Genomic DNA, 22,345 nt, shown 5'->3' with positions numbered 1-22,345 from the left:
GCAAGCCGGCCGGGGTATGGGAGTGACAAATTTGACGGGATTTGCATGGACTCGATGATCGCCGCCGCAGCGCGCCTGCTCGCCATGGGCGACTTGCTCGGCGCCCTGAAGCGCGTTGCGCTGCGCGAGGACCCGCCTGCACTGGCGCTGCGCGGCATCGTGATGGCGCAGCTCGGCGACTTCGAACGCGCCAAGGTGCTGCTGAAGATGGCGGCGCGCGCGTTCGGCCCAAGGGAAGCGGTGGCGCGCGCCCGCTGCGTGGTGGCCGAAGCGGAGATTGCATTGGTCTCTCGCGACCTGGCCTGGCCGCCGAAAGCGCTGGCCGCAGCCCGCGCAACGCTCGAAGCGCATGGCGACCGCCTGAATGCGGCGCATGCCCGCCACCTCGAAGTCCGCCGCCTGCTGCTGATCGGGCGGCTGGACGATGCCGGGCGCCTGCTGGCAGGCGCCGACCCCGCCTCCTTGCCGCCGCCGCTGCGTGCGGCGCACGAACTGGCGCAGGCCGGCATCGCCATCCGCCGCCTGCACACGGGCGTGGCGCGCGCCGCGCTGCAGCGCGCCAGGGATGCAGCGGCACTGACAGGAATCCCCGGACTGATGGCGGAAGTGGAAAGCGTGGCCGAGGCGCTGGCCAGGCCGGCCGGCCGCCTCATCGCACGCGGGGCGGAACGCATGCTGCTGCTGGAAGACGTGGAAGCGCTGCTGGCATCCGGCACGCTGGTGGTGGATGCCTGCCGCTACCTGGTGCGCAAGGACGCCGCCTCGGTGCCGCTCGCCACGCGCCCGGTCCTGTTCACGCTGGCCCGCATGCTGGCCGAAGCCTGGCCCGGCGATGCAAGGCGCGCCGCGCTGATTGGCGCAGCCTTCCGTGGCAGGGAGGCTGACGAGTCCTACCGCGCCCGCCTGCGTGTTGAAATCGGGCGCCTGCGCAGCGAGCTCCATGCCTTCGCCGATATCAAGGCAACAAAGGACGGTTTCGCGCTGGCCCCGCACGGCGGGGGCGAAGTGGCCGTGCTGGCGCCGCCCGTGGAAGAATACTATGGCGGGGTGCTGGCCTTCCTTGCCGATGGCGAGGCCTGGTCGAGCTCCTCGCTTGCCATCGCGCTGGACAGCAGCCCGCGCACGGTGCAGCGCGCGCTCGATGCGCTGGCGGAGGCAGGCAAGGTCCATTCCTTCGGCCGGGGACCGGCGCGGCGCTGGACCATACCGTCGCTGCCCGGATTCCCGTCAACTTTGTTACTCCCCGCTGCGCTGCCGGCAGCTTAGGATGAAGCCATGAAAACTTCCAAAGCCCAGATCCTCCGTGAATACGGACCTTTCCCCGGTGTCGAACAGGTTGGCGGCGTCACTTACGACGGCAACAACGTCTGGTTCGCATCCGGCGACAAAATCAACGCCATGGACCCGGCCGGGGGCGAACTCGTTCGCTCGCTGCCGGTCGCGGCCCACGCAGGGACGGCCTTCGATGGCCGCCACCTCTACCAGATTGCGGAAGACCGCATCCTCAAGCTCGATCCGCAAAGCGGGGCCGTGCTGTCTTCAATTCCGGCGCCCGGCAACGGCACGGACTCCGGCCTCGCCTGGGGCGAGGGAACGCTATGGGTTGGCCAGCACCGCGACCGCAAGATCCGCCAGATCGATCCCGAAACCGGCGCCGTGCTGCGCACGATCGAGTCCAACCGCTTCGTTACCGGCGTGAGCTGGGTGGACGGTGAGCTCTGGCACGGCACCTGGGAGGGCGACGACAGCGATGTGCGGCGCATCGATCCGCAAACCGGCGAGGTGATTCAGCGCCTCGAAATGCCGAAAGGTGTCGGCGTATCGGGGCTCGAATCCGACGGCGGCGACCGGTTCTTCTGCGGGAATGGCGGCAGCGGCAAGGTGTTCGCCATCAAGCGCGGCGCCTGAAGGCCGTACCAAGCAGCGCCAGGCCTGCCGCCAGAAGCGCCCAGCGCGATGGCTCAGGCACCGGCGCTGCCGAAAACGCCCTGAATGAACTGGACAGGTAGGCGTAGCCATAGCCCGCGGCAGCGCCATGATTTTCGTACCTGCCGGTCAGGGTGGCGCTGATGTCGATGGAAGGCCTGGCCCACGGCGTTGCTTCGATCGACTGCATGCCGCCCGCGACACTGTCCGGGTCATACGGCATGGAGCCGATGGCGAGATAGGCAGCGCCCTGAATCCATTCATTCGTGCCTGGGGGACTGCTGACACTCGCCTGTATCGTGCTGTCGCTGCTGAATTCGATCGCGGTATTGGCCGCCAGTTCGAAGTAGATATGGGACGACGACGCGTCGATGCTGGCTCCGCCCACATTCCCCGAATATGAGGTGCGCGCATCGATCGCCAGGGTTTCACTCCATGGCGATTCGCGGTGCGCGATGGTGACTTCCGCCGCGCTCTGCACACCGGCATCGCCCCTGATCGTCAGCGTTTCCTTGCCCTGGCCGGCCGCAGCGTAGTATTCCGACGCGCCGCCGCGCAACAGCATCATGTCGATGGCGCCTGCCGGATCCTGCAAATGGTCTGGCGGCACCGGCAGGGTGGGAAGAAAGGTGACGCCGGCAGCGATGCCATCTTCCGGCGTAAGGTCGATGATGCGGTAGCTCAGCGGGCCTTGCCGCACATGCAGCGCGGTGTCGGCCGTGGCGGGCAGGGCTGCCACAGTTGTCAGAACGGTCAGGAAGGTTGCAGCGAGGCGGGGCATCAGGAATCCATGGAAGAACGGGTATGCCTCATTCTTCGCGCCCTGGCAATGTGCGTCAAGCGTGCGCGTATGCTTGTGCAGGGAAGCGACAATGCAGCCGGTACTGCCGGGTCAGGCCGGACAGTGCCTACACGGCTGCTGCCGCAACGCCGATACGCAAGGCGGTGCGGGCGGCATAGCATGACACCTCCCAACGAAATCAACGTTCAGGAGGAATCAATATGGCAAGGCTACTTAAACTGGCGGCGCTCGCGATAGGCGGCGTCCTGATTGCGAAGAAACTCAAGCAGAACAAGGCTGGCGGCAAAAACTCATCTGTCAGCGAAAGCATCACGGTGAATGTGCCCGTGCGCACCGCCTACGACCAGTGGACCCAGTTCGAGGAATTCCCCTCCTTCATGGACAGCGTGCACGAAATCCGCCAGCTCGACGATAAGCGCCTGCACTGGAGAGCCGATGTCTTCGGCAAAACGGTGGAGTGGGACGCGGAAATCGTTGAGCAGATTCCCGACCGCCGCATCGCCTGGCGCAGCACGACCGGGAAACCCAACAGCGGGGCGGTGCGCTTCGAACCGCTGTCGGCTTCCCGCACCCGCATCGTGCTGGAGATGAGCTACACGCCGGAAGGCGCGATCGAGACCGTGGGCGACATGCTGGGCGCCGTCTGCATGGAAGCGCGCGGCAACCTGAAGCGCTTCAAGGAAATGATCGAAGCGCGCGGCCACGAAACGGGCGCGTGGCGCGGTTCGATCCAGGACAGCGGCAAGCCCGTTACGACGCACTGAGGGCGGCCAGCGCCACGGCATCGGCTCCTGCAGGCCAGCGCAGGCGGCCGGTGCCGTCGTTCGCCGCCTGCCATACCGTTTCCGCCACATCGGTTTCGCGCGTGAACGCGGGCATCTCCGACAGCGAGGCGAACATGCGCTGCGCCAGCGGCGCATAAGGCTCTGTCACCAGTCCTTCCAGGCGGTGCCCGGAATTGCTCGCGAAGCGAGTGGTCGGCCCGTAGCCCGGCTGTACCAGCTTCACGCGGATATTGAATGCTTCCAGCTCCAGCGCGAGGGAGGCCGTGTAGCCTTCGATTGCAGTCTTGCTGGCCGTGTAGGGCGCCACCAGCGGCATCGGCATGAGCACCGCGCTGGACGTCACGTTCACAATCAGGCCCGAGCCGCGCTCGCGGAATCCGGGCAGCACCGCCTGCGTCATGGCCATCACGCCGAAGGTGTTCGTTTCGAAGACTTCGCGGATGGTGGCCATCGGTGTGGCTTCGCTGGCGCCGAACAGGCCGATGCCCGCATTATTCACCAGTACGTCGATTGGCCCGGATTGGGCCAGCGCGGCCGCAATACTGCCGGCACTGGTCACGTCCAGCGCCACCACCTGCATGCGCGGCGACTCGGGCAGCACGTCCTTGCGCGGCGTGCGCATGGTGGCGATGACATGCCAGCCCTGTGCGTGGAAGTGGCGGGCGGTTTCGAGTCCATAGCCTGAGGATGCGCCGGTAATCAGTACGGTTTTCATTGCGGTGTTCCTTGTGGGGGTTGGGATGGACGCAACGATAGCGCCTACGGGCCGAACGTTCTACAATAGAACGTCCACATTTTATTTGCGATCGTCCGGCATGCAGGATCCTCTCTCGGAAGTCATCTCCTTGCTCCAGCCGCGCACCGTCCTGTCGAAAGGCATCAGCGGCGCCGGCCGCTGGAGCGTACGCTATAGCGATTTCGGCCAGCCCAGTTTCGGCGCGGTGCTGGAAGGAAGCTGCCTGTTCGCGCTGGACGGGCAGCCGGCCGTGCAACTGGAGGCGGGTGATTTCGTGCTGCTGCCTGCCACGCCGGGCTTCACCATGTGCGGCCATGAAGATGCGGCGCCCGTGCACATCGATGCGCAGCAGGCTGCCGGGCAAACCGGCGAGGTACGGCATGGCCGGCAGGGTGGAGCGCCGGATGTGCGGCTGCTCGGCGGCTGGTTCGAATTCGATTCGCCGGATGCCGCCCTGCTGGTGTCGCTGCTGCCCTCAATGATGCACATACGGGGCGCGCCGCGCCTCGCGACGCTGGTGCGGCTGGTGGCGGAGGAAGCGGATGCGGAAGCGCCGGGGCGCGACCTCGTGCTGGCAAGGCTGGTAGAGGTGCTGCTGATTGAAGCCCTGCGTGCCGGGAGCACAAACGGCGCGCCGCCGGGCATGCTGCGCGGCCTGTCCGATGCGCGGCTTGCCAGCGCCATGCGACAGATCCATGGCGATCCCGCGCGGCAGTGGACGGTGGAACAGCTGGCCAGGGAATCGGCGCTGTCGCGGTCCAGTTTCTTTGAACGCTTCACGCAGGCGGTAGGACTGCCGCCGATGGAATACCTGCTCGCGTGGCGCATGGCGCTGGCCAAGAAGCTGCTGCGCCAGCAGGGTCTTGCGCTGGCCGAGGTGGCTGAACGGGTGGGCTACAGCTCGTCCAGCACCTTCAGTACGGCTTTCAGCCGCTACGTCGGCCAGCCGCCGGGCCGCTACGCCCGGCATGGCGAAGCTTAGGGCTGCATCATCTCGTCGAGGCGCTTCTGCATCGCATCGGCCCACAGCTGGTAGCCGGCGGCGGTGGGGTGCAGCTGGTCCGGCATGATGGAGTAGGGGATTTTGCCGTCCTGGCCGAGGAAGACGTTACCGATGTTCAGGTAGCGCACGTTGCGGCCATCTTCCATCTGCATCAGTTCCTTGTTGACGGCGTCGATGACTTCCATGCGCTTGTTCGCTTCGGCTTCGGCTTTCGCGACCGGCACCTCCTGCGGAGGACGCGGGCCGCGCGGGAAAATGGCAAGCAGCAGCACCTTGGTATTGGGCAGCTTGGCACGGATCGCCGCCACGATCTTGCGGTTGGCGGCGGCAATGTCCGCTGCGCTGTCATCCAGGCTGTTGTTGGTGCCGATCATCAGCACCACCACCTTTGGCGCAATGCCATCCAGTTCCCCGTGCTGGATCTGCCACAGCACGTTCTGCGTGCGGTTGCCGCTGATGCCGAAGCTGGCGGCGTTGTACTTCGCATAGTAGGCGTCCCACACATGCGGCGCCCTGTGCCAGCCTTCGGTAATGGAGTCGCCCATGAAGAGCAGGCCAATCGGGCCGCTCTTGCCGCGCGCGAGATAGCGCTCGTGCTTGGGAATAAAGGTGGTGTCGGCATGCTTCGGCGCCGGCGTGCCCGGATCCTGTCTGGGCGTCTGTGCGAAGGCGGCCAGGCTGACGATACTCAGTGCCAGCAGCAGGCGGGTGATCAGTGCTTTCATTCTTGTCCTTTGGAAGATGGTTTAACCTGTTCTACCGTGCCGCCCAGCCAGAGTGAGATGAACACCAGCGGCACCAGCACGGCTCCGAGCACGAAGAAGGGCGTGTAGTCACCGCCCGCCGTCAGCACCGGCACCAGCTGCATGCAGATAATAACGCCCAGCACGGCCGATGTGCCGCTGATGCCGGCCAGAGAACCGACCGTTTTCCCCGAAAAGAAATCGCTGGGAAGGGTCTGGATATTCGTGATGGCGGCCTGGAAACCGAACAGGATCACGGCAATCGAGGTGACGGCCAGCAGCGGCGTGTGCGCAACGGCGGTGAACAGCAGCGCCGGGAACATCAGCACGAGGCCCAAAATAATCACCAACTTGCGCGCGCGGTTGACGGAAATACCACGCTGCAGCAGCTGTCCACACAGCCAGCCGCCGGAAAGTGCGCCCAGTCCGGCGCCCACATAGGGCACCCAGGCGAACATGCCGATCTGCTTCACGTCGAAATGGAACTTCTCGTTCAGGTAGAGCGGCAGCCAGCCCACGAACAGCCACCACACCGGGTCGATGAAGAAGCGTGCGGCAATCACGCCCCAGCTCTGGCGGTGGCGCAGCAGCTGGCCCCAGGTCGGCACATATTCCGGCCGGCCTGCTTCCGTACTGCGGCGCTGGCCGCTGAGGATGTAGTCGCGTTCTTCCTGCGTGATCCACGGGTGCTGGTCGGGACCGGCGAGGTAGACGATCATCCAGGGCACGATCCAGATGAAACCGAGCGCGCCGATCAGGATGAAAGTGGTTTTCCAGCCGACATATGCATACAGTACCGCGACCAGTGGCGGCGCGATGATGGAGCCGACCGATGCGCCCGCGCCGAATATGCCCTGGCCCAAAGCGCGCTCCCTGACCGGAAACCATTCGGCGATGGCCTTGGTGGCGCCGGGCCAGTTACCGGCCTCGCCGACGCCGAGCAGGGCGCGGAACAGGCTGAATGACAGGGCGGAGCGCGCCACGAAGTGCAGGGCGATTGCCACGGACCACAGCAGGATGGACAGGATAAACGCGACCCGCGTGCCCAGCGCATCGAACAGTTTGCCGAACAGGGACTGGCCGATGGCATAGCCGACCAGGAACACGGTAATGATGTTGGCATAGTCCTGCTTGTCCAGCCCCAGGTCTTCCGCAATGCCCGGCCACATCACGGCGAGCGCGGAGCGGTCGATGTAGTTGATGATGGTGGCGATGGCCACCAGTGTGATGACCAGCCATCGCAGGCCGCTGATCGTTTTCATTGTCGTCTCCGTTATTTTTGTCTGCGGGGCTGTCAGCCGCGCTCACCGGCCAATGCTTGTTCGAGCTGTGCGCGGTTGGGCAGTCCTTCGCAATCGCCGCGGAACTGCACCACGCGCGCACCGACGGCGTTGCCGCGCAATGCAGCGTCCTGCAGGCTGAGGCCTTCCAGGAGGGCGCTGATGACGCCGACCGCGAAGCCGTCGCCCGCGCCCACGGTATCGACCACGCGCGGCACCCTGAAGCCGGAAACCGTGCCGCTGCCTGCTTCGCTCGCGTAGTAAGCGCCTTGCGCGCCAAGCTTGATGACCACTTTGCGCGCACCACGTTCGAGGTAGAACCCGGCGATGGCGGCCGGCTCCTCACGGCCTGTGAGCAGGCGGCCTTCGGCGATGCCGGGCATGACCACATCCGCACGGCTGGCCAGGTCGTTGATGGTGTCGATCATGGCGTCCTGCGAAGGCCACAGGCGCGGCCTCAGGTTCGGATCGAAGGTGACGATGCGGCCCGCAGCGCGCGCCGCATCCGCCATGGCGAAGGCCAGCTCGCGGCAGCTGTGGGACAGCGCGGGCAGGATGCCGGTGATGTGCCACAGCCGCGCCGCGCCGAATGCGCCGCCCGGCATGTCGGCCAGCGACATATGGCTGGCAGCGGAACCGCGCCGGAAGTATTCCACTTCCGGATCGCTGCCGTCATCGGTGCTGGACTTGAGCATGAAACCGGTGGGATAGCGCGCGTCGATGCGCAACTGGCGCCGGTCTATGCCTTCGGCCTCCATGAATTCCGCCAGGTTGCGGCCAAGGCTGTCCGCACCGAGGCTGCTGATATAGCCAACGTTGAAGCCCAGGCGGCGCAGGCCGACGGCGACATTCAGTTCGGCGCCCGCCGTAGCGCGTTCGAATTCGCTCACGCGCGACAGGGCGCCCGGCTGGCGGGCGATCAGCAGGGCCATCGCTTCGCCCGCCGTGATGACGTCTGGTACTTGCAGCTGATCGTTCAATCCCGCCTCCTTCTAGAAACGCATGATGGTGGTCAGCACCGCCTGCTTTGCCGCAGGCAGGGACATGCGCAGGACGGTACCGCGCTGCTCCTTCGGTCCTTTGTCCACGTTGCCCGGCGGCCCGGCGGCGGTGACGATGCCGGGTTCGATGATAGCCTTTGCGCCCGCGCCGCTGGTGACTTGCAGCGCCGCCGGCTGGCCTTCAACAATGAAGCGCCGTTCTCCCACCTGTTTGATCGCATTGTCGCCATGCACCTGCGCCGTCATCACCACCGGTTTGCTTGCCCGCAGCGTATCCGTGGTGGTCCAGGCGCCGCGCGCCCAGGTGAAGCGGCGTTCCAGCTTCTCCACGCCCAGTTCGGGGCGGTAGGCGCCGGTGAGGTCGGCCACGATCTCGGCATGATCGCGGCCCAGCGTGACCTTGCTCATGCGGATGCGGTCCAGCCGCTCGTATGGATAGTCGGCGAAGGCGTCGTGGCCGCGGCCATCGAGGGCCTGTCCGGTGCCGTCGATCAGCAGCGTGTTGCTCAGGGTGCTGCTCGGCAGGCCGGCATAGCCCATCGGGCCGCTCAGGTAGCTGCCGCCGCCGAACAGGATGAAGCTGCCCGCATCCGGATGGGAGTGGCCCATGGAGAGGTGCCAGTCCGGCATTTTCGGAATCAGGGCCGTGATATGGTGGCCTTCCGGCGGACCTGCGCGGAAGGCGAAGGCCGTGGCTTTCGGCGTCCAGTCGCTGCGCCAGTAGACCGTGCCTAGGTCTTCGAAGTGATGGTAGGGTTTGATGGCCGCCATCGGTTTGGCCTGTACCTTCGGGTCATACCAGAAGATGTTCCAGAATTCCTCTGCGCAGATATGGCCCAGCGATGCCATCCACGCGGCTACGCCCTGTGCTTCCGCATCCTTGTAGCGCGAGGCGAAGCGGTACAGCAGGTTGTAGTTCGAGTGCAGCTTGCCGCCCGGATGGGTGCGCGCCGCATCATGGCCGTGGCGGGCGCGCGTCAGCGGGCCTTCGAATGCATCGCCGAAATCGAAGATGTCCTGGCCGTTCGGCGTGATGGAATGTGCCATGTAGAGATGGGCCTTGCGCAGGGCAGGGTGGTCGTACATATCGTCGCCTGCGGCGTGGGCGAAGGCATCCAGCGCGTGCACGATCCACGGCATGGAAAACACCCAGTATTCCACGCCTTCGTAGAAGTAGCCGTCCGGTGACGCCACTTCCAGTACGCGTGTGAAGATCGCGCGCGACAGAGCCGCCCAGTTGGCAGCTTCGGGCACTTCGTCCCACAGCGCATAGGCGGTGACCACCAGGCCGGAGATGGGGATGAAGCAGTGGTTCTGGCTGTAGGAGTAGGACTTGCCGGGTTTTGGCGAGAAGTGCGCCGCCAGGATGCGCGCCTGGCGCACCAGTTTGTCGCGGTAGCGCTTGCGCTCTTCTTCGCTCAGCACGTCGTACAGCAGGTCGTAACCGGCGCCGAGGCCGTACAGCAGGTGGCCTGCCGCGAGATCGATATCCGGCTTGCTGTAGGTGTAGCCCCAGACCGGGTAGCTGACAGCGGCATCCATATACTTCTTCGCTACTTCCAGGTAGCGCGCGTCGCCCTCGATCTTGTAGGCCAGTGCCGCAGCGACGATGCCGATGCCGGTAGCGTTCTGCGCGCGGCGCGTCTGCGCCGGCGATTCTGCAGGCTCGTTTTTCATGGCGGCCATATTGGCCAGCGCCGCCTGCCAGAGTTCGCGGTGGCTGCCGCGTGCACGTTCGCGCAGTTCATCCAGCCCCCTGGCCGTGGTGAACACCCTCGGGTGCACGCCCTGCAGTTCCTTGCGCAGCGGCGCCGGGTGCTGCTTCATGATGGTTGCGAGCGGATGTTCGCCTGCCGTGGCAGCGCCCTGTTTGGTGCCCAGCGCCTCGCGCGCATCCTGGCCGAGCGCCAGCGCAGGCAAAGCGAGTCCCGCGGCGCCGAGGAAACGGCGCCGTGTGAAGAATTGGTTCATGCAATGTCTCCGGAAGAGGGTCAGTAGAGGCCAAGGCCGCCGTTGACCTGGATGATCTCGCCGGCGAGGAAGGCGGCGCGCTCCGACGCGAGGAAGACCACGACGTTTGCCACGTCTTCCGGCTCGCCTTCGCGCTTGGCCGGGGTGCGGTCGGCAATCGCCTGGCGGTTGGCCGGGGTATTGAAGGTATCGTGGAAGCGGGTGGCGATCAGGCCCGGTGCGATGCCGTTGACGCGGATGCCCAGCGGTCCCACTTCCTTAGCCAGCGCGCGGGTGAAGGTGGCCACGGCTGCCTTGGCCGAGGCGTAGTGCGAAGAGCCCGGGCCGCCGCCGTCAAAGGCCGCCAGCGAGGACATGGTGATGATGGTGCCGCGCTTGCGCGCTTCCATGCGCTTGAGCGCCGCCTGGCACACGAGGAAGGTGCTGGTGAGGTTCAGGTTCATGCCTTGCTGCCACAGCTCGAGCGGCATATCCACCACGCGGCAGCGCTGGATCAGGCCGCCGGCGTTGGCGAACACGGTGTCGATGTCGCCGATGGCCTGTTCCGCTTCCGCGAACACCTGTTCGGCCACTGCGCTGTCCGTGAGGTCGGCCTTGATGGCCTGCGCCTTGCGGCCCATGGCGCGGATCTGCGCCACCACTTCTTCCGCTTCCGTGCTGCTGCTCCAGTAAGTCAGCACCACGTCCGCACCTTCCTTCGCAAGCGCCAGCGAGCTTGCCTTGCCGATGCCCGATGCGCCGCCCATCACCAGGGCGCGTTTTCCGATAAGTTCCATAAGCCTGCTGTCTCCAGAGTGAGAGTTGATTTATTTCGGCGGCGCCGCAGTGGACGCCCGCACCACCAGTTCCGGCGCGAACAGTTCATCGCCGGGTGCGGAGGCCGGCGCGAGAATGCGCTGGACTGCGGCATCGGCCATGGCCTGGATCGGCTGGCGCAGGGTGGTGAGCGGAGGGTCGTGCGCCGCCGAGAAGAAAATGTCGTCGATGCCGAGCAGGGAGCAATCGCGCGGGATCTGCCGGCCAAGCTGCTTCAGGCCCACGCCGATACCGATGGCCATCATGTCGTTGATGGCGATTGCCGCCGTCGGTTTGGTGCGCGCCTCGACGATGCGCGAGGCCGCGCTGCGGCCCAGTTCAAACAGGCGGGTGTCACCGTGCGGATCGCTCGGCGCATCCGTGGAATCGGCGATCACCAGTTCGCCGATGATGCCCGCCGCCGCCACTGCCTGCTGGAAGCCGCGCACACGTTCCTGCCGGTTCAGCGTGTAGGGCGGAGGCGTGACCAGCGCAAGGGACTTGTGGCCGAGCGAAACCAGGTGCTGTACCGCCATCGCCGTTGCGGCGGCATTGTCCACCGAGATGGTAGCGATGCGGTTGTGGCCTTCGTCAGTGCGCTTGATGTCGAACGCCACCACCGGGCAACGCGAGGTCATCGCCACCAGGTGGTCGGTATCGCTCAGGGCCGAACCGGTGATGATGCCCTTGACCCCATAGGCCAGCAGGTCGGCCATCACGGCCCGTTCGCGGTCCGGGTCGCGGAAGGTACTGAAGGTCATCACATGGCAGTGGTGCCTTGCCGCTGCCGCTTCCACCGCGCAGGCCAGCGACCCGAAGAACTGGTTCGCCAGCGAGGGAACGAGCAAGCCGACCATCGACGCCACCCCCGTTTTAAGCTGACGCGCCGCATTGTTCGGGCGGTAGCCGAGCTGCTCGATCGCCTGCTGGATCTTGAGCTGGGTGTCAGGGCGCATCTGTCCCGCCCTGTTGTTGAGGAAGTTGGAGATCGTGGACGTCGATACGCCTGCGAGGCGGGCGACGTCCTGGATTTTCGGCTCGCTCATGTGTTCCTTGATAGCGTCAGAAAGTTACGTCCAGACGGGCCGTGTAGTAACGGAAGGCATCGCGTGCTGGCTGCCATCCGTACGACTTGATGTCCGGTCCGGAAGTCTGTTTAAAGTTGAGGAAGGAGCCCACGTTGCCAACGGCGTAGTGCTTGTCGCCGACGTTTTTCACGCCGACCGTGAACTTGTACTTGCCCTTGTTGTCCTTGATGGAGGCGCCGAGATCGACGATACCATAGCCCGGACGGCGCAGGCTCGGGTCCTGGCTGATGGCGCCCATCACGCGCGACTGGGTGCGCGCCTGCGCCTGGATCGCGGCCGTGTAAGGGATGGCGCTCAGCGGGATCGTATATTCGCCGCCCACGCTGAATTTCCACTTCGGCGCATTCGGCATGGTGCCGCCGCTCGCATCACGCAGGAAGGCGCCCGGCACCAGCTGGTTCGGCACCTTGCAGTCGGTGGCGCCGCTGTAGCATGGGCCTTGCGTCCACTCGCGGATGGTGGCGCGGGTGAAGGCGAGGTTGGCGTTCAGCAGCAGGTTGCGCGTGACGAGCACGGCGCCATCGGCTTCGAAGCCGCGCGTCTGGATCGAAGGAATGCTGTACAAGACGCTGGCCTGGCTGCCGTCCGAGAAGCGCTCGGTAGCCGAGGTCTGGTAATCGGTGAAGCGCGTGTTGAATACGGCGGCGTTGAAGGTGGCGCGTCCACCCCACAGGTTCGCTTTCAGGCCGGCCTCGAAGCTGGTGGCTTCTTCCGATGCCAGCGGCAGGCGCTTGAACACGTTGACGTTATTGGCGCCGCTGGTCATGTCGTAGGCCACGCCTTTGTGGCCGGTGGAGGCGGTGCCGTACACCGTTACTTCTTCCGTCCAGTGGAAGGAGTAGCCAAGCTTGCCGGTCACGGAGTTCTCGTCGTGCTGCGGCGCCACGTACAGGTTCTCGCCGGTGTGCACATTGTTCGGGGCCGACGATGAGAGGCTGTCGATGGTGTGGAACATGTAGTCGTTCGACTCGCGGTTCGCGCGCATGCCCGCGGTCAGGGTGTGGCGCGGCGCGAAGTCCCAGCTGCCGTTGGCGTAGATCGAGCGGTTCAGTGCGGAGGAACTGGTTTCATAGTTCGTGTAGTTGGTCTCTTTCACGAACTGGTTGCCGCGCAGGTAGGTGCGGTCATGGCTGGTGCGGGCCAGCCACAGGCCGACCAGGTAGCGCACAGCGCCGGCATCGGGTGAAGTCAGGCGCAGCTCCTGGGTGGAGGTCTTGCTGTCCAGCGTGCCGTTGATCATGGGCGGCTCGGCGATGCCGGAAGGCTTGCCGCTGTGGTTCACCTGGTAGAAGGTGGAGATCAGGTCGATATTGTCGTTGTCGCGGAAGTCGTTCGACTTGTTCTTGTCCACCGAGGAGATGGAGGTCAGCGAGTGGCCCGCCAGTGCCGTATTGTCCGGGAACAGGTAGTTGATGCGCAGGCCCAGGCTGCGGTCCGTCGATTCCAGGCCGGTCGGCGAGTCGTTGCGGATGGTGCGGTTGAAGGGCGTGATGTTGATGCCGCGCAGGACGGCCGTGTTGGACAGGGCAGTGTAGTTCTTGTTGTACAGGTAGCCCACGCCCGGATCGATGGAGGTGATGGCGGCGGTATTCCCGGTAGACAGCGAATGGTCGTAGTGGCCGTTCAGCTGCACATCCAGGTCCGGCGTGACCTGCCACTGCACCTTGGCGTTGAAGGTGCGGCCGCCCGAGCCGTTCTGGCGCGAGTCGTTCGTCAGGTTATACAGCATGCCGGGGAAGTTGGTCTTCGATGCGAACACGCGCACGCCCACATCATCCGACACGCGGCCGCTGACGGCGGCGCTGGCGCGGTATTCCTGGTCGCTGGTGCGGAACAGGCTTACCTTGCCGCTCAATGGGCCGCTGCCGATCGGCTTGCTGGTGACGACCACTGCGCCTGCAATGGCGCTCTTGCCGAACATGGTGCTCTGCGGGCCTTTCAGCACTTCCACGCGCTGCACGTCGGCCAGGTCCTTGAAGGCCTGCTGCGGCTGGGAGTAGGGCAGGTCGTCCACGATGATGGCCACGTCGCCCTCGATGCCGATATTGTTCGAGGTGGTGCCGATGCCGCGCATATTGATGCTGTTGGTGCCGACCTGGGTGCCGACCGACACCGACAGGGCGGGGGCGAGGTTCACAATATCGACGAACTCGCGCACATTATTGCGGTTCAGCGTTTCCTCGGTCAGCACCGAGATGGACATCGGCACATCTTCCAGCTTCTCGATGCGCCGGTTGGCGGACACCACCACGGCTTCCAGTTTCAGCGGCTCATCGGCCGCGGGCTGCACCGGGGCCGCCTGCTGCGCCTGGGCGCTGCCGCCAAACATTGCCACCGCCAGGGCGGCGGCAATCGGGGTAAGTCGAAGCGGCGCGGGGCCGGGCCTTCCGTAAACAACTGCCATATCTGTCTCCATTATTTTTTATCTGTAGAGCTGGCTTTATGCTGTAACGATTTACTGTAACGTTACAGTAAAAGTGCGAAAAAAGTAAAGCAACATCAGTGATCCAGAACCGGGAAATGCGAGCAGGCGCCGCCCCGGAAAGTACAGAAAGGGCGGTCTTGTCATCCGAACACGTCACTGTAACGATTTAGTGTATCGGTTTAGTGAAGGATATAGCAATTTTTCGCGATGTCAACCAATTTCTACACCAGCCGCCGCACGATTGAAAAATCATTGCCGTACGGCAATTATGCGTTATGATGGGTGCTCAATATTCAGACGGAGGCGTCATGGAGTTGATCAAGAAAGCAGCACAACTACGTTGCGAGGAGCGTTACAGCGAAGCGATCAGCCTGATCGAAGAGCACGCGGACAGCCTCGCCATTCCCGAGCGCATTCCCGCCTTGCTGCAGGCCCTGTACGCGGCCGAGGAAGCGAAGCAGGAAGTGCACGCCGAACAGTTCGCCGCCCGCCTGTTCGCCCTCGAACCGACCCTGCGCTCCATCCAGCGCTACAGCCACGGCTGAGCTCCTGTCCACCCTGGGGTCAGGCACCAAAGTGGACACAAGCTCATCGCTATCTCGCGCTCTACGCGTGGGGCCGTGTCCACCTTGGTGCCTGACCCCAAGGTGGACGGGACGGCCATCCGGCGGGCTGGGCAGTAGGTCAGATGGCCTGGCCGCCGGAGACTTCGATGCGCTGGGCGTTGATCCAGCGGTTGCTGTCGGAGAGCAGGCTGGCGATCATGGGGCCGATGTCGTCGGGGACGCCGACGCGGCCCAATGCCGTCATGGCGGCGAAAGCACGGTTCAGGTCCGGGTTGTCGCGTACGGCGCCGCCGCCGAAGTCCGTTTCGATGGCGCCCGGCGCAACGGTGTTGACCGCAATGCCGCGCGCGCCCAGCTCCTTCGCCATGTACACCGACAGCACTTCCACCGCCGCCTTCGCCGCCGCGTAGGCGCCATAGCCGGGATACGATACCCGCGTCAGCCCACTCGATATGTTCACGATGCGGCCGCCGTCCGCCAGCAGCGGCAGCAGCGCCTGCGTGAGGAAGTACACGCCCTTGAAGTGCACATTCACCAGGCTATCGAACTGCGCTTCCGTGGTGTCCTCGATCAGCGCGTAGTCGCCATGCCCGGCATTGTTGACCAGGTGGTCGAAGCTGGCGCGCTGCCAGTGCTGCTGCAGCAGGCCTTTCAGCTCAGCCGCGAAGGGCTTGAAAGCCGCGGTGTCGCCGGTGTCGAGCTGCAGGGCCGCCGCCTTGCGCCCCATCGCGGCAATCTCCGCGACCACGGCTTCCGCTTCCTCGCGGCGGCTGTGGTAGGTGACGATGACGTCGCCGCCCGCGCGGGCGATGTTCAGTGCCGTGTTTTTACCGAGGCCGCGGCTGCCGCCGGTGACGATTGCGATCTTGCTCATGTTGAACTCCTGTGTGGTTATCTGGAGTTGTCATGGTAGGTTTTCAGGCCTGTCCAGGTCTTGCCGGAACTGCCCCTTTTCTTGCCTGATCTGCCAAATCGACTTCCCGGCATGGCCGCCAATGCGGTAGGATGCGGCCATGCTCAATCCTTTGCTCACTGCCGTCAGCCGCTACCTGGACCAGCATGCCGGGCAGGCCGGCATCGCGCAGACGCCCGTGCCCGGCCTTACCACCATTCGCTCACTGGCTCCCAGCGGGCTGCAGCACGCCATCTCGCGCCCCCTGGTCTGCCTTGTGCTGCAGGGGACCAAGGAAGTCACCATCGGCACCGAAACGCTGGAATTCAACGCCGGCGATTCCTTGCTCATTACGGCAGACGTGCCGACCGTGAGCCAGATCACGCGCGCCAGCAGGACGGCGCCATACCTGTCGCTGGTGCTGGACCTGGATCTCGCCATCGTCTCCGAACTGGCGCTGCAGATGGGCGAGGGCAGCGGCGCCGATGGCCTGCCGGTGCGCTCGGCGCCCACCGATGCCGAAGTGGCCGATGCCGCGCTGCGCCTCATGCGGCTGCTGGACCGCCCGGAAGCGGTGCCCGTGCTGCACACGCAGCTGGTGCGCGAACTGCATTACTGGCTGCTGGCCGGGCGCCATGGCGCGGCAATCCGGCGCCTCGGCTGGCCGGACGGGCATGCCGAGCGTGTAACGCGCGCCGTGGCGGCGATCCGGGAGGGCTATGCAGGCCCGTTGCGGGTGGATGAACTGGCGTCGATTGCAGGCATGAGTTCTTCCTCCTTCCGCCATTACTTCCGCGAGGTCACATCCCTGTCGCCGCTGCAGTTCCAGAAGCAGCTGCGCCTGATCGAAGCGCGGCGCATGATGATGTCGGAAGGCGCCACGGCCAGCACGGCCGCCTTTGCGGTCGGCTACGAAAGCGTGTCGCAGTTCACCCGCGAGTATGGCCGCATGTTCGGCCAGCCGCCCGCACGGGATTCGCGTGCTCTCAAGGCCCGTGCGGGAGAACCGGCATGACCGCGGAACTGCGTGCAGGCGCCCTGCAATGCCTGCTGGAGACCAGCCCCGAAGCAAAGACGCGGGCCGTGGCGGCGCTGGCGGAGGCCTGCGCCGCCGGCCGCTGCGCCGTGGACTGCGATGTCCTGATCGCGGAGCCGGATGGGGTGCCGGGCCGCCCCGCGCGCCCGGAACTGGTGGCGCCAAAGCTGGTGGGGCGCCGTTCCATGGTGACGGTAGAGGGCCGCGCCATGCTGGTTCACGCACTGGCGCATATCGAATTCAATGCCGTGAACCTGGCGCTCGATGCGGTCTGGCGCTTTCCCGGCATGCCGCTTGCGTACTACACGGACTGGCTGCGCGTGGCAAAAGAGGAGGCCTATCACTTCGGCATGCTGGCCGCGCACCTGCAAACGCTGGGCTACGAGTATGGCGCCTTCCCGGCGCATAACAGCCTGTGGGAGATGGTGGAGAAAACCCGCGCCGATATCACGGCGCGCATGGCGTTGGTGCCGCGCACGCTGGAGGCGCGCGGCCTGGATGCGATTCCGCCGCTGCGCGCCAAGATCGCTCAGGCCGGCGACGAGGCGGCAGCCGCCATTCTCGATATCATCCTGCGCGACGAGATCGGCCATGTGGAAATCGGCAACCGCTGGTATGGCTATATGTGCGCCCAGCTCGGCCTCGATCCGGAAAGCACTTACGACGAACTGGCCGCGCGCTATGAAGCGCCGCCGCTGCGCGGCCCCTTCAATGTGGAAGCGCGCCGCAAGGCGGGCTTCAGCGAGCCGGAACTCAGGCGATTCGCCTGAGCGCCGCCACCAGCTTGTCCAGGTCCGCAGGCCGCGTGAACAATGCGGGGGTAACGCGCACGCAGCTGCCGCCAACCGGTCCATGGCGCACGACCGTAAAGATGCCGAATTCGTCGATCAGGCGCTGCGCCAATGCCGCATTCCCGGCGGGCGTGGCCTGGCCCTTGACGCGGAAGGAGGTCACAGCGCCGCTGGCATCGTCCGGGGCGAGTATCTCGATGCGGTCGTGCCCGCGCAGCTGGCTTACCCAATGGTCGCGCAGGTAGCGCAGGCGCGCGCCCTTTGCTGATGCGCCGATCTGTTCATGCAGCTGCAGCGCCGCCGGAATCGTCATCAGCGCGGCGGCGTTCACGGTGCCCGTGTAGACGCGTGAGCGCACATCGGTCGCCGGATAAAGCCCATTGCCCATATGGACGCGGATATCGGCCAGCCGCGCCTTGCGGATGTAGAGGAAGCCGATGCCCAGCGGCGCGCCGATCCACTTGTGCAGGTTGCCGCCGATGAAATCGGCCTGCATGCCGTCCAGCCGGAAATCGATCTGGCCCCAGGACTGCGCCACGTCGAGAATCACGTCCACACCGCGCTGCTTTGCCATGCGCGTCAGTTCTTCCACAGGCATCAGCAGGCCGGTGCGGTGGCTGATGTGCGTGAGCAGCAGCAGGCGCAGGCCGGGATTGGCGCGCATGGCCTTGTCGTAGGTGTCGAGCACTGCTTCCTTCGTTGCCGGTTCGGGAATCCGCAGCACTACCACGCGCGCATCGCTGCGCTGCGCCAGGTCTTCCATCGCGAACTGCATCGCGTCGTAGTCGAGGTCTGCGTACATGATGGTGTCGCCCTTGCGCAGCCGAGAGTAGTTCACGATCAGGTTCTGCAGCGATTCGGTGGCGGAGCGCGTCAGCGCGATTTCGTCTTCCGCCGCGCCCAGGTGGCGCGCCAGCTGGCTGCGGATGGCATCCATGCCGTCGCGGTCGAATTCGCGCCGCAGGAAGCGGGAGCTGTCGCGGTTCAGCTTGTCGATATTGCGCTTGAAATCGGCCATCACCGGCTTGGCCATGATGCCGTAATAGGCGTTTTCCAGATTGACGTAGTCCGGGCTGACCTCGTACTGCGCCGCCAGCGCCGCCCAGTATTCTTCGTCGCTGCTGCGTGGCGCCGCGGGGGCGGGCAGGGAAGCGATGGTGGCGACAGCGCCGCCGAGGAAGGTGCGGCGGGAGAAAGCGTTCGGCATGGCGGCTCCGTTGATTGGCGATGCATCCATTGTAAGCATGGATGGCGCGCGTGCTTGCGGCGCCGCTTTTCAAGCTATAAACTTAACTTATATGCTACGCGAAATCGAAATCTTCCGGGCAGTGATGACGGCCGGCTCGGCCAGCAAGGCGGCACGCCTGCTGAATATCTCCCAGCCCGCCGTCAGCCTCTCGCTGCGCAAGCTGGAAACGCATGCGGGCCTTGCGCTGTTCGAACGCGTGCGGGGAAAGCTGGTACCCACCCAGGAGGCGCAAGCCTTGCTGTCGGAAGTGCACCGGGCCTTTGTGGGGATGGATGCGATCGAGCACCGGCTGCGCAGCCTGCGCCAGTTCGGTGTGAACCGCCTGCGCATCGCCAGCCTGCCGGGACTGGGCGCCGGTTTCCTGCCGCGGGTGCTGGGCGAAATGAATCTTGGCGCGCGCAAGGTGACGGTGTCGCTGCAGATCATGTCCTCGCGCGAAGTGCGCAGCCGCCTGCTGGCTGGCGAAGCGGACATCGGCCTGATGGCGGACGAAATCAGCCTTGATGGACTGGAGCATTCGGTGTTTGCGCGCTATGAAGGCATTGTGGCGTTGCCGGAAGGGCATGCGCTGGCGCGCAAGAAGGTCCTCAGGCCGAAAGACCTGGCGCGCTATCCCTTCCTTGCATTGAATCCGGAGGATGCCGCCAGCGTGCGCCTGGATGCGATTTTCCGGGAGCACGGCGTGGCGCCGCAGACGGTGGTGGAAACACCCTATACGATCAGCTTATGTGAGCTGGTGCGCAATGGCGTCGGGGTGGCGGTGGTCAATCCCGTGACGGCGATGGATTATGCGGGGCGCGGCCTGGTATTGCGCCGCTTCAGCGAAAAGCTGGAGTACTGCTGTATTCTCGCAATGCCGAGTGGGCGGCCATTGACGGCCTTCACCCAGCAGATGCTGTCCATCATGCGCACCCGGCTCGCTGCCGAGCTGGATGGCCTGATGGCGTCCCTCGACGCTTAGCTCAGCAAGGAGGGAAGAGGCCTTTGACGTAGGGCTCGCCCCAGTGCTCGAAGATGCGGCGCAGGTGGGCGCGCAGGACGCGGGTCCAGCGGCGGACATCGGCAGGCGAAGGGCCGGTGGTTGCGTGGCCGATACCGTATGGCGTGTGCGAAGAGTAGTTCATGGTGTGCCCCTCATGCAGGATTAATCTCGATGGAGACATCATATGACTGCACGAGATATAAATCCAATTGCGATTTCCCATGCCGGACATGCGTTACGTGAATAGTTGAATGAATGAAACTATCACCGGGAAGATAGCAGTTATGCGCCTTGCTTATGACATCAGGCACTGGTATCAATGGTCGAACCTTTGCGCTCGCCCGAGTGCTGCAGCAGTTCCTTCGTCAGTTCCGCGATTTTTGCCTCGGCAGCCTGGCGCTCTTCCGGCGACATGGCGGCCAGTTCCTCTTCGGTCATGCCGAGCTTCTTGAGCAGGTCGGCGCGCATGCGCTGCTCGGGCGTCATCTTCACGTACTCATCGAGTTCCTGGGCCGCGGTCTTCGGTTTGAGCGTGGTTTCGGAGAGGGTGTAGTTGCGCGCGGATGCGGCAGCGCTGAGCGGGGAAATGGACATGGTGCCTCCTTGGCCAGATTGTCGATAAATTCACTCAGCCGGGGGAGAGGGAAACGTTTTACACTACTGCGATGAAAAAAACGATCCTTGCAAGCCTTGTGCTTCCCTTTGCGGCCCACGCCGCGCCCTGCCTCCCGCCCGCCGCGCTGATCGAACGCGACTCCCAATATGAAGAAGCGATGCGCACCGGCGACGTGGCTTTCCTCCAGAACCTGCTGGCCGATGACTACGTGTGGGTGCATACGCTGGCGTCGGCCATCGACACCAAGCCTGTTGTGCTGGAACGCCTGAAGAAGCAGAAAACCGCGCCGAAAGCGCGCGTCACCAGCGACGTCAAAGTCCAGGTGCTGGGCGATACTGCCGTGCTGCGCGGCCTGAGCACCGTGGACCAGTGGAATGCCGATGGCAAGACCTGGCGCAGCAACCGCTACCAGTTCATGCGCACCTATGTGAACGTGGATGGCCAGTGCAAGCTGCTGGCGGTGCAGACCATGAAGGTGTGGTCCAGCGAGGCGAAGTAACATTCTCTTACCGCTGAAACGTCCCCGTCCCAAGCCGGCGGCGGACGTCCCGTATCCTGGGGCTATCGATACGGGGTGAAACATGAACATGAATTTCGAGGGCGAGCGCCGCACCGACGGCGGCAGGGCGGAGCTGGTGGATACAGCCCTGCGCCTCTGCAGCCTGCACGGCATCGACCCGGCCATCCGCATGCTGGAAGACGCAGGCTTCGACCGCAGGCTGATTCTGCGCGTGCTTGCCGCGCCCGGTTTTCACCGCAAGCTGTGCAGTTATAAGGGGCTGGCGAAGACCTGAGTCCAGTAGAGGCGTCCGGTGCTGCTGAGCGCAAAGGCGGAGCCCATTTCCGTGTGGGTGGCCTGCATGATGTTGGCGCAGTGGCCGGGACTTTCCAGCCAGTCCCGCACGGCTTCGGCCGGCGTGTCCTGGCCCGATGCGATATTCTCGCCGACGCGCTGGAAGCGGTAGCCCGCGCGCAGGGCGCGGTCGGTCACGGTGCTGCCGTTCTTCTCCACATGGCTGAAATAGCGCAGCTCGGCCATATTGCGGCTGTGCGCCAGCGCTGCACTGCCGAGCGCCGGGTTCCAGGCCACCGGGCCCGCCGGCGGAAACTGCCGGTCGCCGCAGGTACGCGGCTCGGCGCGCGCAGCATTCACGGCCGCCAGCACGGCTTGCCCGGCTTCGTCCAGTTCCGGCAATACGCGGGGCGGCGCCGGCTGCACGAACAGGATGGTCCATTCATCGCCGTTGCGCTGCACGCCGACGGCGGAAAAATCGGCGCTGCGCAGGTGGCGGCAGTAGCGCTCGCGCATCACCGCCATCACACTGTCCGCATCCACCGCATCGGTGACGGTGAGAACATCGGCCCGCGCTGCGGGATAGCCTGCACGCTCCAGCGCCAGGTCGACAAAGGTTCCGGCCCCGATGCGCACGGCATCTAGCTGCGCCGGCGAGGCGAAGGGCGCCTGCGCCGTGAAGCTGCCGCCGCCGCAGTTGCCCGGGGCGGTGCGATAGCTATTGATCATCTTTACCAGCTGCGCCGCGCCGGAGGCGTGGGCTGCCGGCGCGGCGAGGCCGATGGCAATCAGGCAAAGTAGGCGAGGCGTCAACAAGGCAGGCTTCCGGCGGAAAACGGTGTGCCTGAATTATAGGCACATCCGC

Annotated in this window: 24 protein-coding genes; 10 read left to right on the top strand and 14 right to left on the bottom strand. The window is 65.0% G+C overall.

Annotated features, from left to right (window positions below):
• Positions 1-45 precede the first annotated feature (45 nt).
• On the top strand, positions 46-1,266 hold the full coding sequence (locus ACJRPG_RS10060; protein WP_407999928.1) for an ATP-binding protein: 1,221 nt from the start codon (positions 46-48) through the stop codon (positions 1,264-1,266).
• A gap of 9 nt (positions 1,267-1,275) precedes the next feature.
• Positions 1,276-1,908, top strand: a complete 633-nt coding sequence (locus ACJRPG_RS10055) for a Vgb family protein (RefSeq protein WP_407999927.1) — start codon at positions 1,276-1,278, stop codon at positions 1,906-1,908.
• Here ACJRPG_RS10055 and ACJRPG_RS10050 read toward each other — a convergent pair.
• A complete protein-coding gene (locus ACJRPG_RS10050) occupies positions 1,892-2,707 on the bottom strand; it encodes a PEP-CTERM sorting domain-containing protein (RefSeq protein WP_407999926.1) in 816 nt (271 codons plus the stop codon). The two genes, ACJRPG_RS10055 and ACJRPG_RS10050, sit on opposite strands and share 17 nt — an antisense overlap.
• 221 nt (positions 2,708-2,928) lie before the next feature.
• Here ACJRPG_RS10050 and ACJRPG_RS10045 point away from each other — a divergent pair, with 221 nt between their 5' ends.
• Complete coding sequence (locus tag ACJRPG_RS10045) at positions 2,929-3,492, top strand: SRPBCC family protein (protein ID WP_407999925.1); 564 nt, start codon at positions 2,929-2,931, stop codon at positions 3,490-3,492.
• On the opposite strand, the gene ACJRPG_RS10040 is transcribed toward ACJRPG_RS10045, so the two are convergent.
• Positions 3,479-4,228, bottom strand: coding sequence for an SDR family oxidoreductase (locus ACJRPG_RS10040; protein WP_407999924.1), 750 nt, complete (start codon positions 4,226-4,228; stop codon positions 3,479-3,481). The genes ACJRPG_RS10045 and ACJRPG_RS10040 overlap by 14 nt on opposite strands.
• A 100-nt stretch (positions 4,229-4,328) precedes the next feature.
• Here ACJRPG_RS10040 and ACJRPG_RS10035 point away from each other — a divergent pair, with 100 nt between their 5' ends.
• Positions 4,329-5,231, top strand: coding sequence for an AraC family transcriptional regulator (locus tag ACJRPG_RS10035; protein WP_407999923.1), 903 nt, complete (start codon positions 4,329-4,331; stop codon positions 5,229-5,231).
• Here the strand turns inward: ACJRPG_RS10035 and ACJRPG_RS10030 are convergent.
• The 7 genes from ACJRPG_RS10030 to ACJRPG_RS10000 are packed head-to-tail and all read right to left on the bottom strand — an operon-like array spanning position 5,228 to position 14,534.
• A complete protein-coding gene (locus ACJRPG_RS10030) occupies positions 5,228-5,977 on the bottom strand; it encodes a GDSL-type esterase/lipase family protein (RefSeq protein ID WP_407999922.1) in 750 nt (249 codons plus the stop codon). The genes ACJRPG_RS10035 and ACJRPG_RS10030 overlap by 4 nt on opposite strands.
• On the bottom strand, positions 5,974-7,257 hold the full coding sequence (locus ACJRPG_RS10025) for an MFS transporter (RefSeq protein ID WP_407999921.1): 1,284 nt from the start codon (positions 7,255-7,257) through the stop codon (positions 5,974-5,976). Before ACJRPG_RS10025 ends, ACJRPG_RS10030 begins: the two co-directional genes overlap by 4 nt.
• A 32-nt stretch (positions 7,258-7,289) precedes the next feature.
• On the bottom strand, positions 7,290-8,255 hold the full coding sequence (locus ACJRPG_RS10020; protein ID WP_407999920.1) for a sugar kinase: 966 nt from the start codon (positions 8,253-8,255) through the stop codon (positions 7,290-7,292).
• 12 nt (positions 8,256-8,267) lie between these two features.
• Entirely contained in the window at positions 8,268-10,247 is a 1,980-nt protein-coding gene (locus tag ACJRPG_RS10015) for a DUF4962 domain-containing protein (RefSeq protein ID WP_407999919.1), read from the bottom strand.
• Between the two features lie 20 nt (positions 10,248-10,267).
• Complete coding sequence (locus tag ACJRPG_RS10010) at positions 10,268-11,023, bottom strand: SDR family NAD(P)-dependent oxidoreductase (protein ID WP_407999918.1); 756 nt, start codon at positions 11,021-11,023, stop codon at positions 10,268-10,270.
• A gap of 30 nt (positions 11,024-11,053) precedes the next feature.
• Complete coding sequence (locus ACJRPG_RS10005; RefSeq protein WP_407999917.1) at positions 11,054-12,088, bottom strand: LacI family DNA-binding transcriptional regulator; 1,035 nt, start codon at positions 12,086-12,088, stop codon at positions 11,054-11,056.
• 16 nt (positions 12,089-12,104) lie between these two features.
• A complete protein-coding gene (locus tag ACJRPG_RS10000; RefSeq protein ID WP_407999916.1) occupies positions 12,105-14,534 on the bottom strand; it encodes a TonB-dependent receptor in 2,430 nt (809 codons plus the stop codon).
• Positions 14,535-14,863: 329 nt separating this feature from the next.
• Here ACJRPG_RS10000 and ACJRPG_RS09995 point away from each other — a divergent pair, with 329 nt between their 5' ends.
• Entirely contained in the window at positions 14,864-15,100 is a 237-nt protein-coding gene (locus ACJRPG_RS09995) for a hypothetical protein (protein WP_407999915.1), read from the top strand.
• Between the two features lie 139 nt (positions 15,101-15,239).
• On the opposite strand, the gene ACJRPG_RS09990 is transcribed toward ACJRPG_RS09995, so the two are convergent.
• Positions 15,240-15,995, bottom strand: a complete 756-nt coding sequence (locus tag ACJRPG_RS09990; RefSeq protein WP_407999914.1) for an SDR family NAD(P)-dependent oxidoreductase — start codon at positions 15,993-15,995, stop codon at positions 15,240-15,242.
• Positions 15,996-16,134: 139 nt separating this feature from the next.
• On the opposite strand from ACJRPG_RS09990, the gene ACJRPG_RS09985 reads away from it, so the two are divergent.
• Positions 16,135-17,028 carry an AraC family transcriptional regulator gene (locus tag ACJRPG_RS09985; RefSeq protein ID WP_407999913.1) on the top strand — a complete coding sequence of 298 codons (894 nt, stop codon included), beginning with the start codon at positions 16,135-16,137 and terminating at the stop codon, positions 17,026-17,028.
• Positions 17,025-17,819, top strand: a complete 795-nt coding sequence (locus ACJRPG_RS09980) for a ferritin-like domain-containing protein (protein ID WP_407999912.1) — start codon at positions 17,025-17,027, stop codon at positions 17,817-17,819. The genes ACJRPG_RS09985 and ACJRPG_RS09980 overlap by 4 nt, the downstream gene beginning before the upstream one ends.
• On the opposite strand, the gene ACJRPG_RS09975 is transcribed toward ACJRPG_RS09980, so the two are convergent.
• Positions 17,803-19,047, bottom strand: a complete 1,245-nt coding sequence (locus ACJRPG_RS09975) for an aminotransferase class V-fold PLP-dependent enzyme (protein ID WP_407999911.1) — start codon at positions 19,045-19,047, stop codon at positions 17,803-17,805. The genes ACJRPG_RS09980 and ACJRPG_RS09975 overlap by 17 nt on opposite strands.
• A 91-nt stretch (positions 19,048-19,138) precedes the next feature.
• On the opposite strand from ACJRPG_RS09975, the gene ACJRPG_RS09970 reads away from it, so the two are divergent.
• A complete protein-coding gene (locus tag ACJRPG_RS09970; protein WP_407999910.1) occupies positions 19,139-20,050 on the top strand; it encodes a LysR substrate-binding domain-containing protein in 912 nt (303 codons plus the stop codon).
• A 1-nt stretch (position 20,051) separates the two neighbouring features.
• Here ACJRPG_RS09970 and ACJRPG_RS09965 read toward each other — a convergent pair whose 3' ends face one another.
• Both ACJRPG_RS09965 and ACJRPG_RS09960 read right to left on the bottom strand, forming a co-directional pair.
• Complete coding sequence (locus tag ACJRPG_RS09965; RefSeq protein ID WP_407999909.1) at positions 20,052-20,213, bottom strand: hypothetical protein; 162 nt, start codon at positions 20,211-20,213, stop codon at positions 20,052-20,054.
• A 161-nt stretch (positions 20,214-20,374) separates the two neighbouring features.
• Complete coding sequence (locus ACJRPG_RS09960; RefSeq protein ID WP_407999908.1) at positions 20,375-20,665, bottom strand: hypothetical protein; 291 nt, start codon at positions 20,663-20,665, stop codon at positions 20,375-20,377.
• A gap of 71 nt (positions 20,666-20,736) precedes the next feature.
• On the opposite strand from ACJRPG_RS09960, the gene ACJRPG_RS09955 reads away from it, so the two are divergent.
• Both ACJRPG_RS09955 and ACJRPG_RS09950 read left to right on the top strand, forming a co-directional pair.
• A complete protein-coding gene (locus tag ACJRPG_RS09955) occupies positions 20,737-21,186 on the top strand; it encodes a nuclear transport factor 2 family protein (protein ID WP_407999907.1) in 450 nt (149 codons plus the stop codon).
• A gap of 82 nt (positions 21,187-21,268) precedes the next feature.
• A complete protein-coding gene (locus ACJRPG_RS09950; RefSeq protein WP_407999906.1) occupies positions 21,269-21,481 on the top strand; it encodes a hypothetical protein in 213 nt (70 codons plus the stop codon).
• Here ACJRPG_RS09950 and ACJRPG_RS09945 read toward each other — a convergent pair.
• Entirely contained in the window at positions 21,457-22,296 is an 840-nt protein-coding gene (locus ACJRPG_RS09945; RefSeq protein WP_407999905.1) for a CAP domain-containing protein, read from the bottom strand. The genes ACJRPG_RS09950 and ACJRPG_RS09945 overlap by 25 nt on opposite strands.
• Between the last annotated feature and the right edge of the window lie 49 nt (positions 22,297-22,345).

It is taken from the genome of Pseudoduganella rhizocola, assembly GCF_045984285.3.
In the GTDB taxonomy this organism is placed as follows: Bacteria; Pseudomonadota; Gammaproteobacteria; order Burkholderiales; family Burkholderiaceae_D; genus Rugamonas.
The sequence above is the reverse complement of the archived record's forward strand: the minus strand, read 5'-3'. Positions and strand labels throughout refer to the sequence as shown.

Coding starts and splice junctions, on each gene's coding strand:
- ACJRPG_RS10045 (WP_407999925.1), top strand. CDS start 2,929: ATGGCAAGGCTACTTAAACTGGCGGCGCTCGCGATAGGCGGCGTCCTG.
- ACJRPG_RS10015 (WP_407999919.1), bottom strand. CDS start 10,247: ATGAACCAATTCTTCACACGGCGCCGTTTCCTCGGCGCCGCGGGACTC.
- ACJRPG_RS09980 (WP_407999912.1), top strand. CDS start 17,025: ATGACCGCGGAACTGCGTGCAGGCGCCCTGCAATGCCTGCTGGAGACC.
- ACJRPG_RS09990 (WP_407999914.1), bottom strand. CDS start 15,995: ATGAGCAAGATCGCAATCGTCACCGGCGGCAGCCGCGGCCTCGGTAAA.
- ACJRPG_RS10050 (WP_407999926.1), bottom strand. CDS start 2,707: ATGCCCCGCCTCGCTGCAACCTTCCTGACCGTTCTGACAACTGTGGCA.
- ACJRPG_RS09975 (WP_407999911.1), bottom strand. CDS start 19,047: ATGCCGAACGCTTTCTCCCGCCGCACCTTCCTCGGCGGCGCTGTCGCC.
- ACJRPG_RS09995 (WP_407999915.1), top strand. CDS start 14,864: ATGGAGTTGATCAAGAAAGCAGCACAACTACGTTGCGAGGAGCGTTAC.
- ACJRPG_RS09950 (WP_407999906.1), top strand. CDS start 21,269: ATGAACATGAATTTCGAGGGCGAGCGCCGCACCGACGGCGGCAGGGCG.
- ACJRPG_RS10035 (WP_407999923.1), top strand. CDS start 4,329: ATGCAGGATCCTCTCTCGGAAGTCATCTCCTTGCTCCAGCCGCGCACC.
- ACJRPG_RS10060 (WP_407999928.1), top strand. CDS start 46: ATGGACTCGATGATCGCCGCCGCAGCGCGCCTGCTCGCCATGGGCGAC.
- ACJRPG_RS10025 (WP_407999921.1), bottom strand. CDS start 7,257: ATGAAAACGATCAGCGGCCTGCGATGGCTGGTCATCACACTGGTGGCC.
- ACJRPG_RS09965 (WP_407999909.1), bottom strand. CDS start 20,213: ATGAACTACTCTTCGCACACGCCATACGGTATCGGCCACGCAACCACC.
- ACJRPG_RS10040 (WP_407999924.1), bottom strand. CDS start 4,228: ATGAAAACCGTACTGATTACCGGCGCATCCTCAGGCTATGGACTCGAA.
- ACJRPG_RS09985 (WP_407999913.1), top strand. CDS start 16,135: ATGCTCAATCCTTTGCTCACTGCCGTCAGCCGCTACCTGGACCAGCAT.
- ACJRPG_RS10000 (WP_407999916.1), bottom strand. CDS start 14,534: ATGGCAGTTGTTTACGGAAGGCCCGGCCCCGCGCCGCTTCGACTTACC.
- ACJRPG_RS09955 (WP_407999907.1), top strand. CDS start 20,737: ATGAAAAAAACGATCCTTGCAAGCCTTGTGCTTCCCTTTGCGGCCCAC.
- ACJRPG_RS10030 (WP_407999922.1), bottom strand. CDS start 5,977: ATGAAAGCACTGATCACCCGCCTGCTGCTGGCACTGAGTATCGTCAGC.
- ACJRPG_RS10005 (WP_407999917.1), bottom strand. CDS start 12,088: ATGAGCGAGCCGAAAATCCAGGACGTCGCCCGCCTCGCAGGCGTATCG.
- ACJRPG_RS09960 (WP_407999908.1), bottom strand. CDS start 20,665: ATGTCCATTTCCCCGCTCAGCGCTGCCGCATCCGCGCGCAACTACACC.
- ACJRPG_RS09970 (WP_407999910.1), top strand. CDS start 19,139: ATGCTACGCGAAATCGAAATCTTCCGGGCAGTGATGACGGCCGGCTCG.
- ACJRPG_RS10010 (WP_407999918.1), bottom strand. CDS start 11,023: ATGGAACTTATCGGAAAACGCGCCCTGGTGATGGGCGGCGCATCGGGC.
- ACJRPG_RS10055 (WP_407999927.1), top strand. CDS start 1,276: ATGAAAACTTCCAAAGCCCAGATCCTCCGTGAATACGGACCTTTCCCC.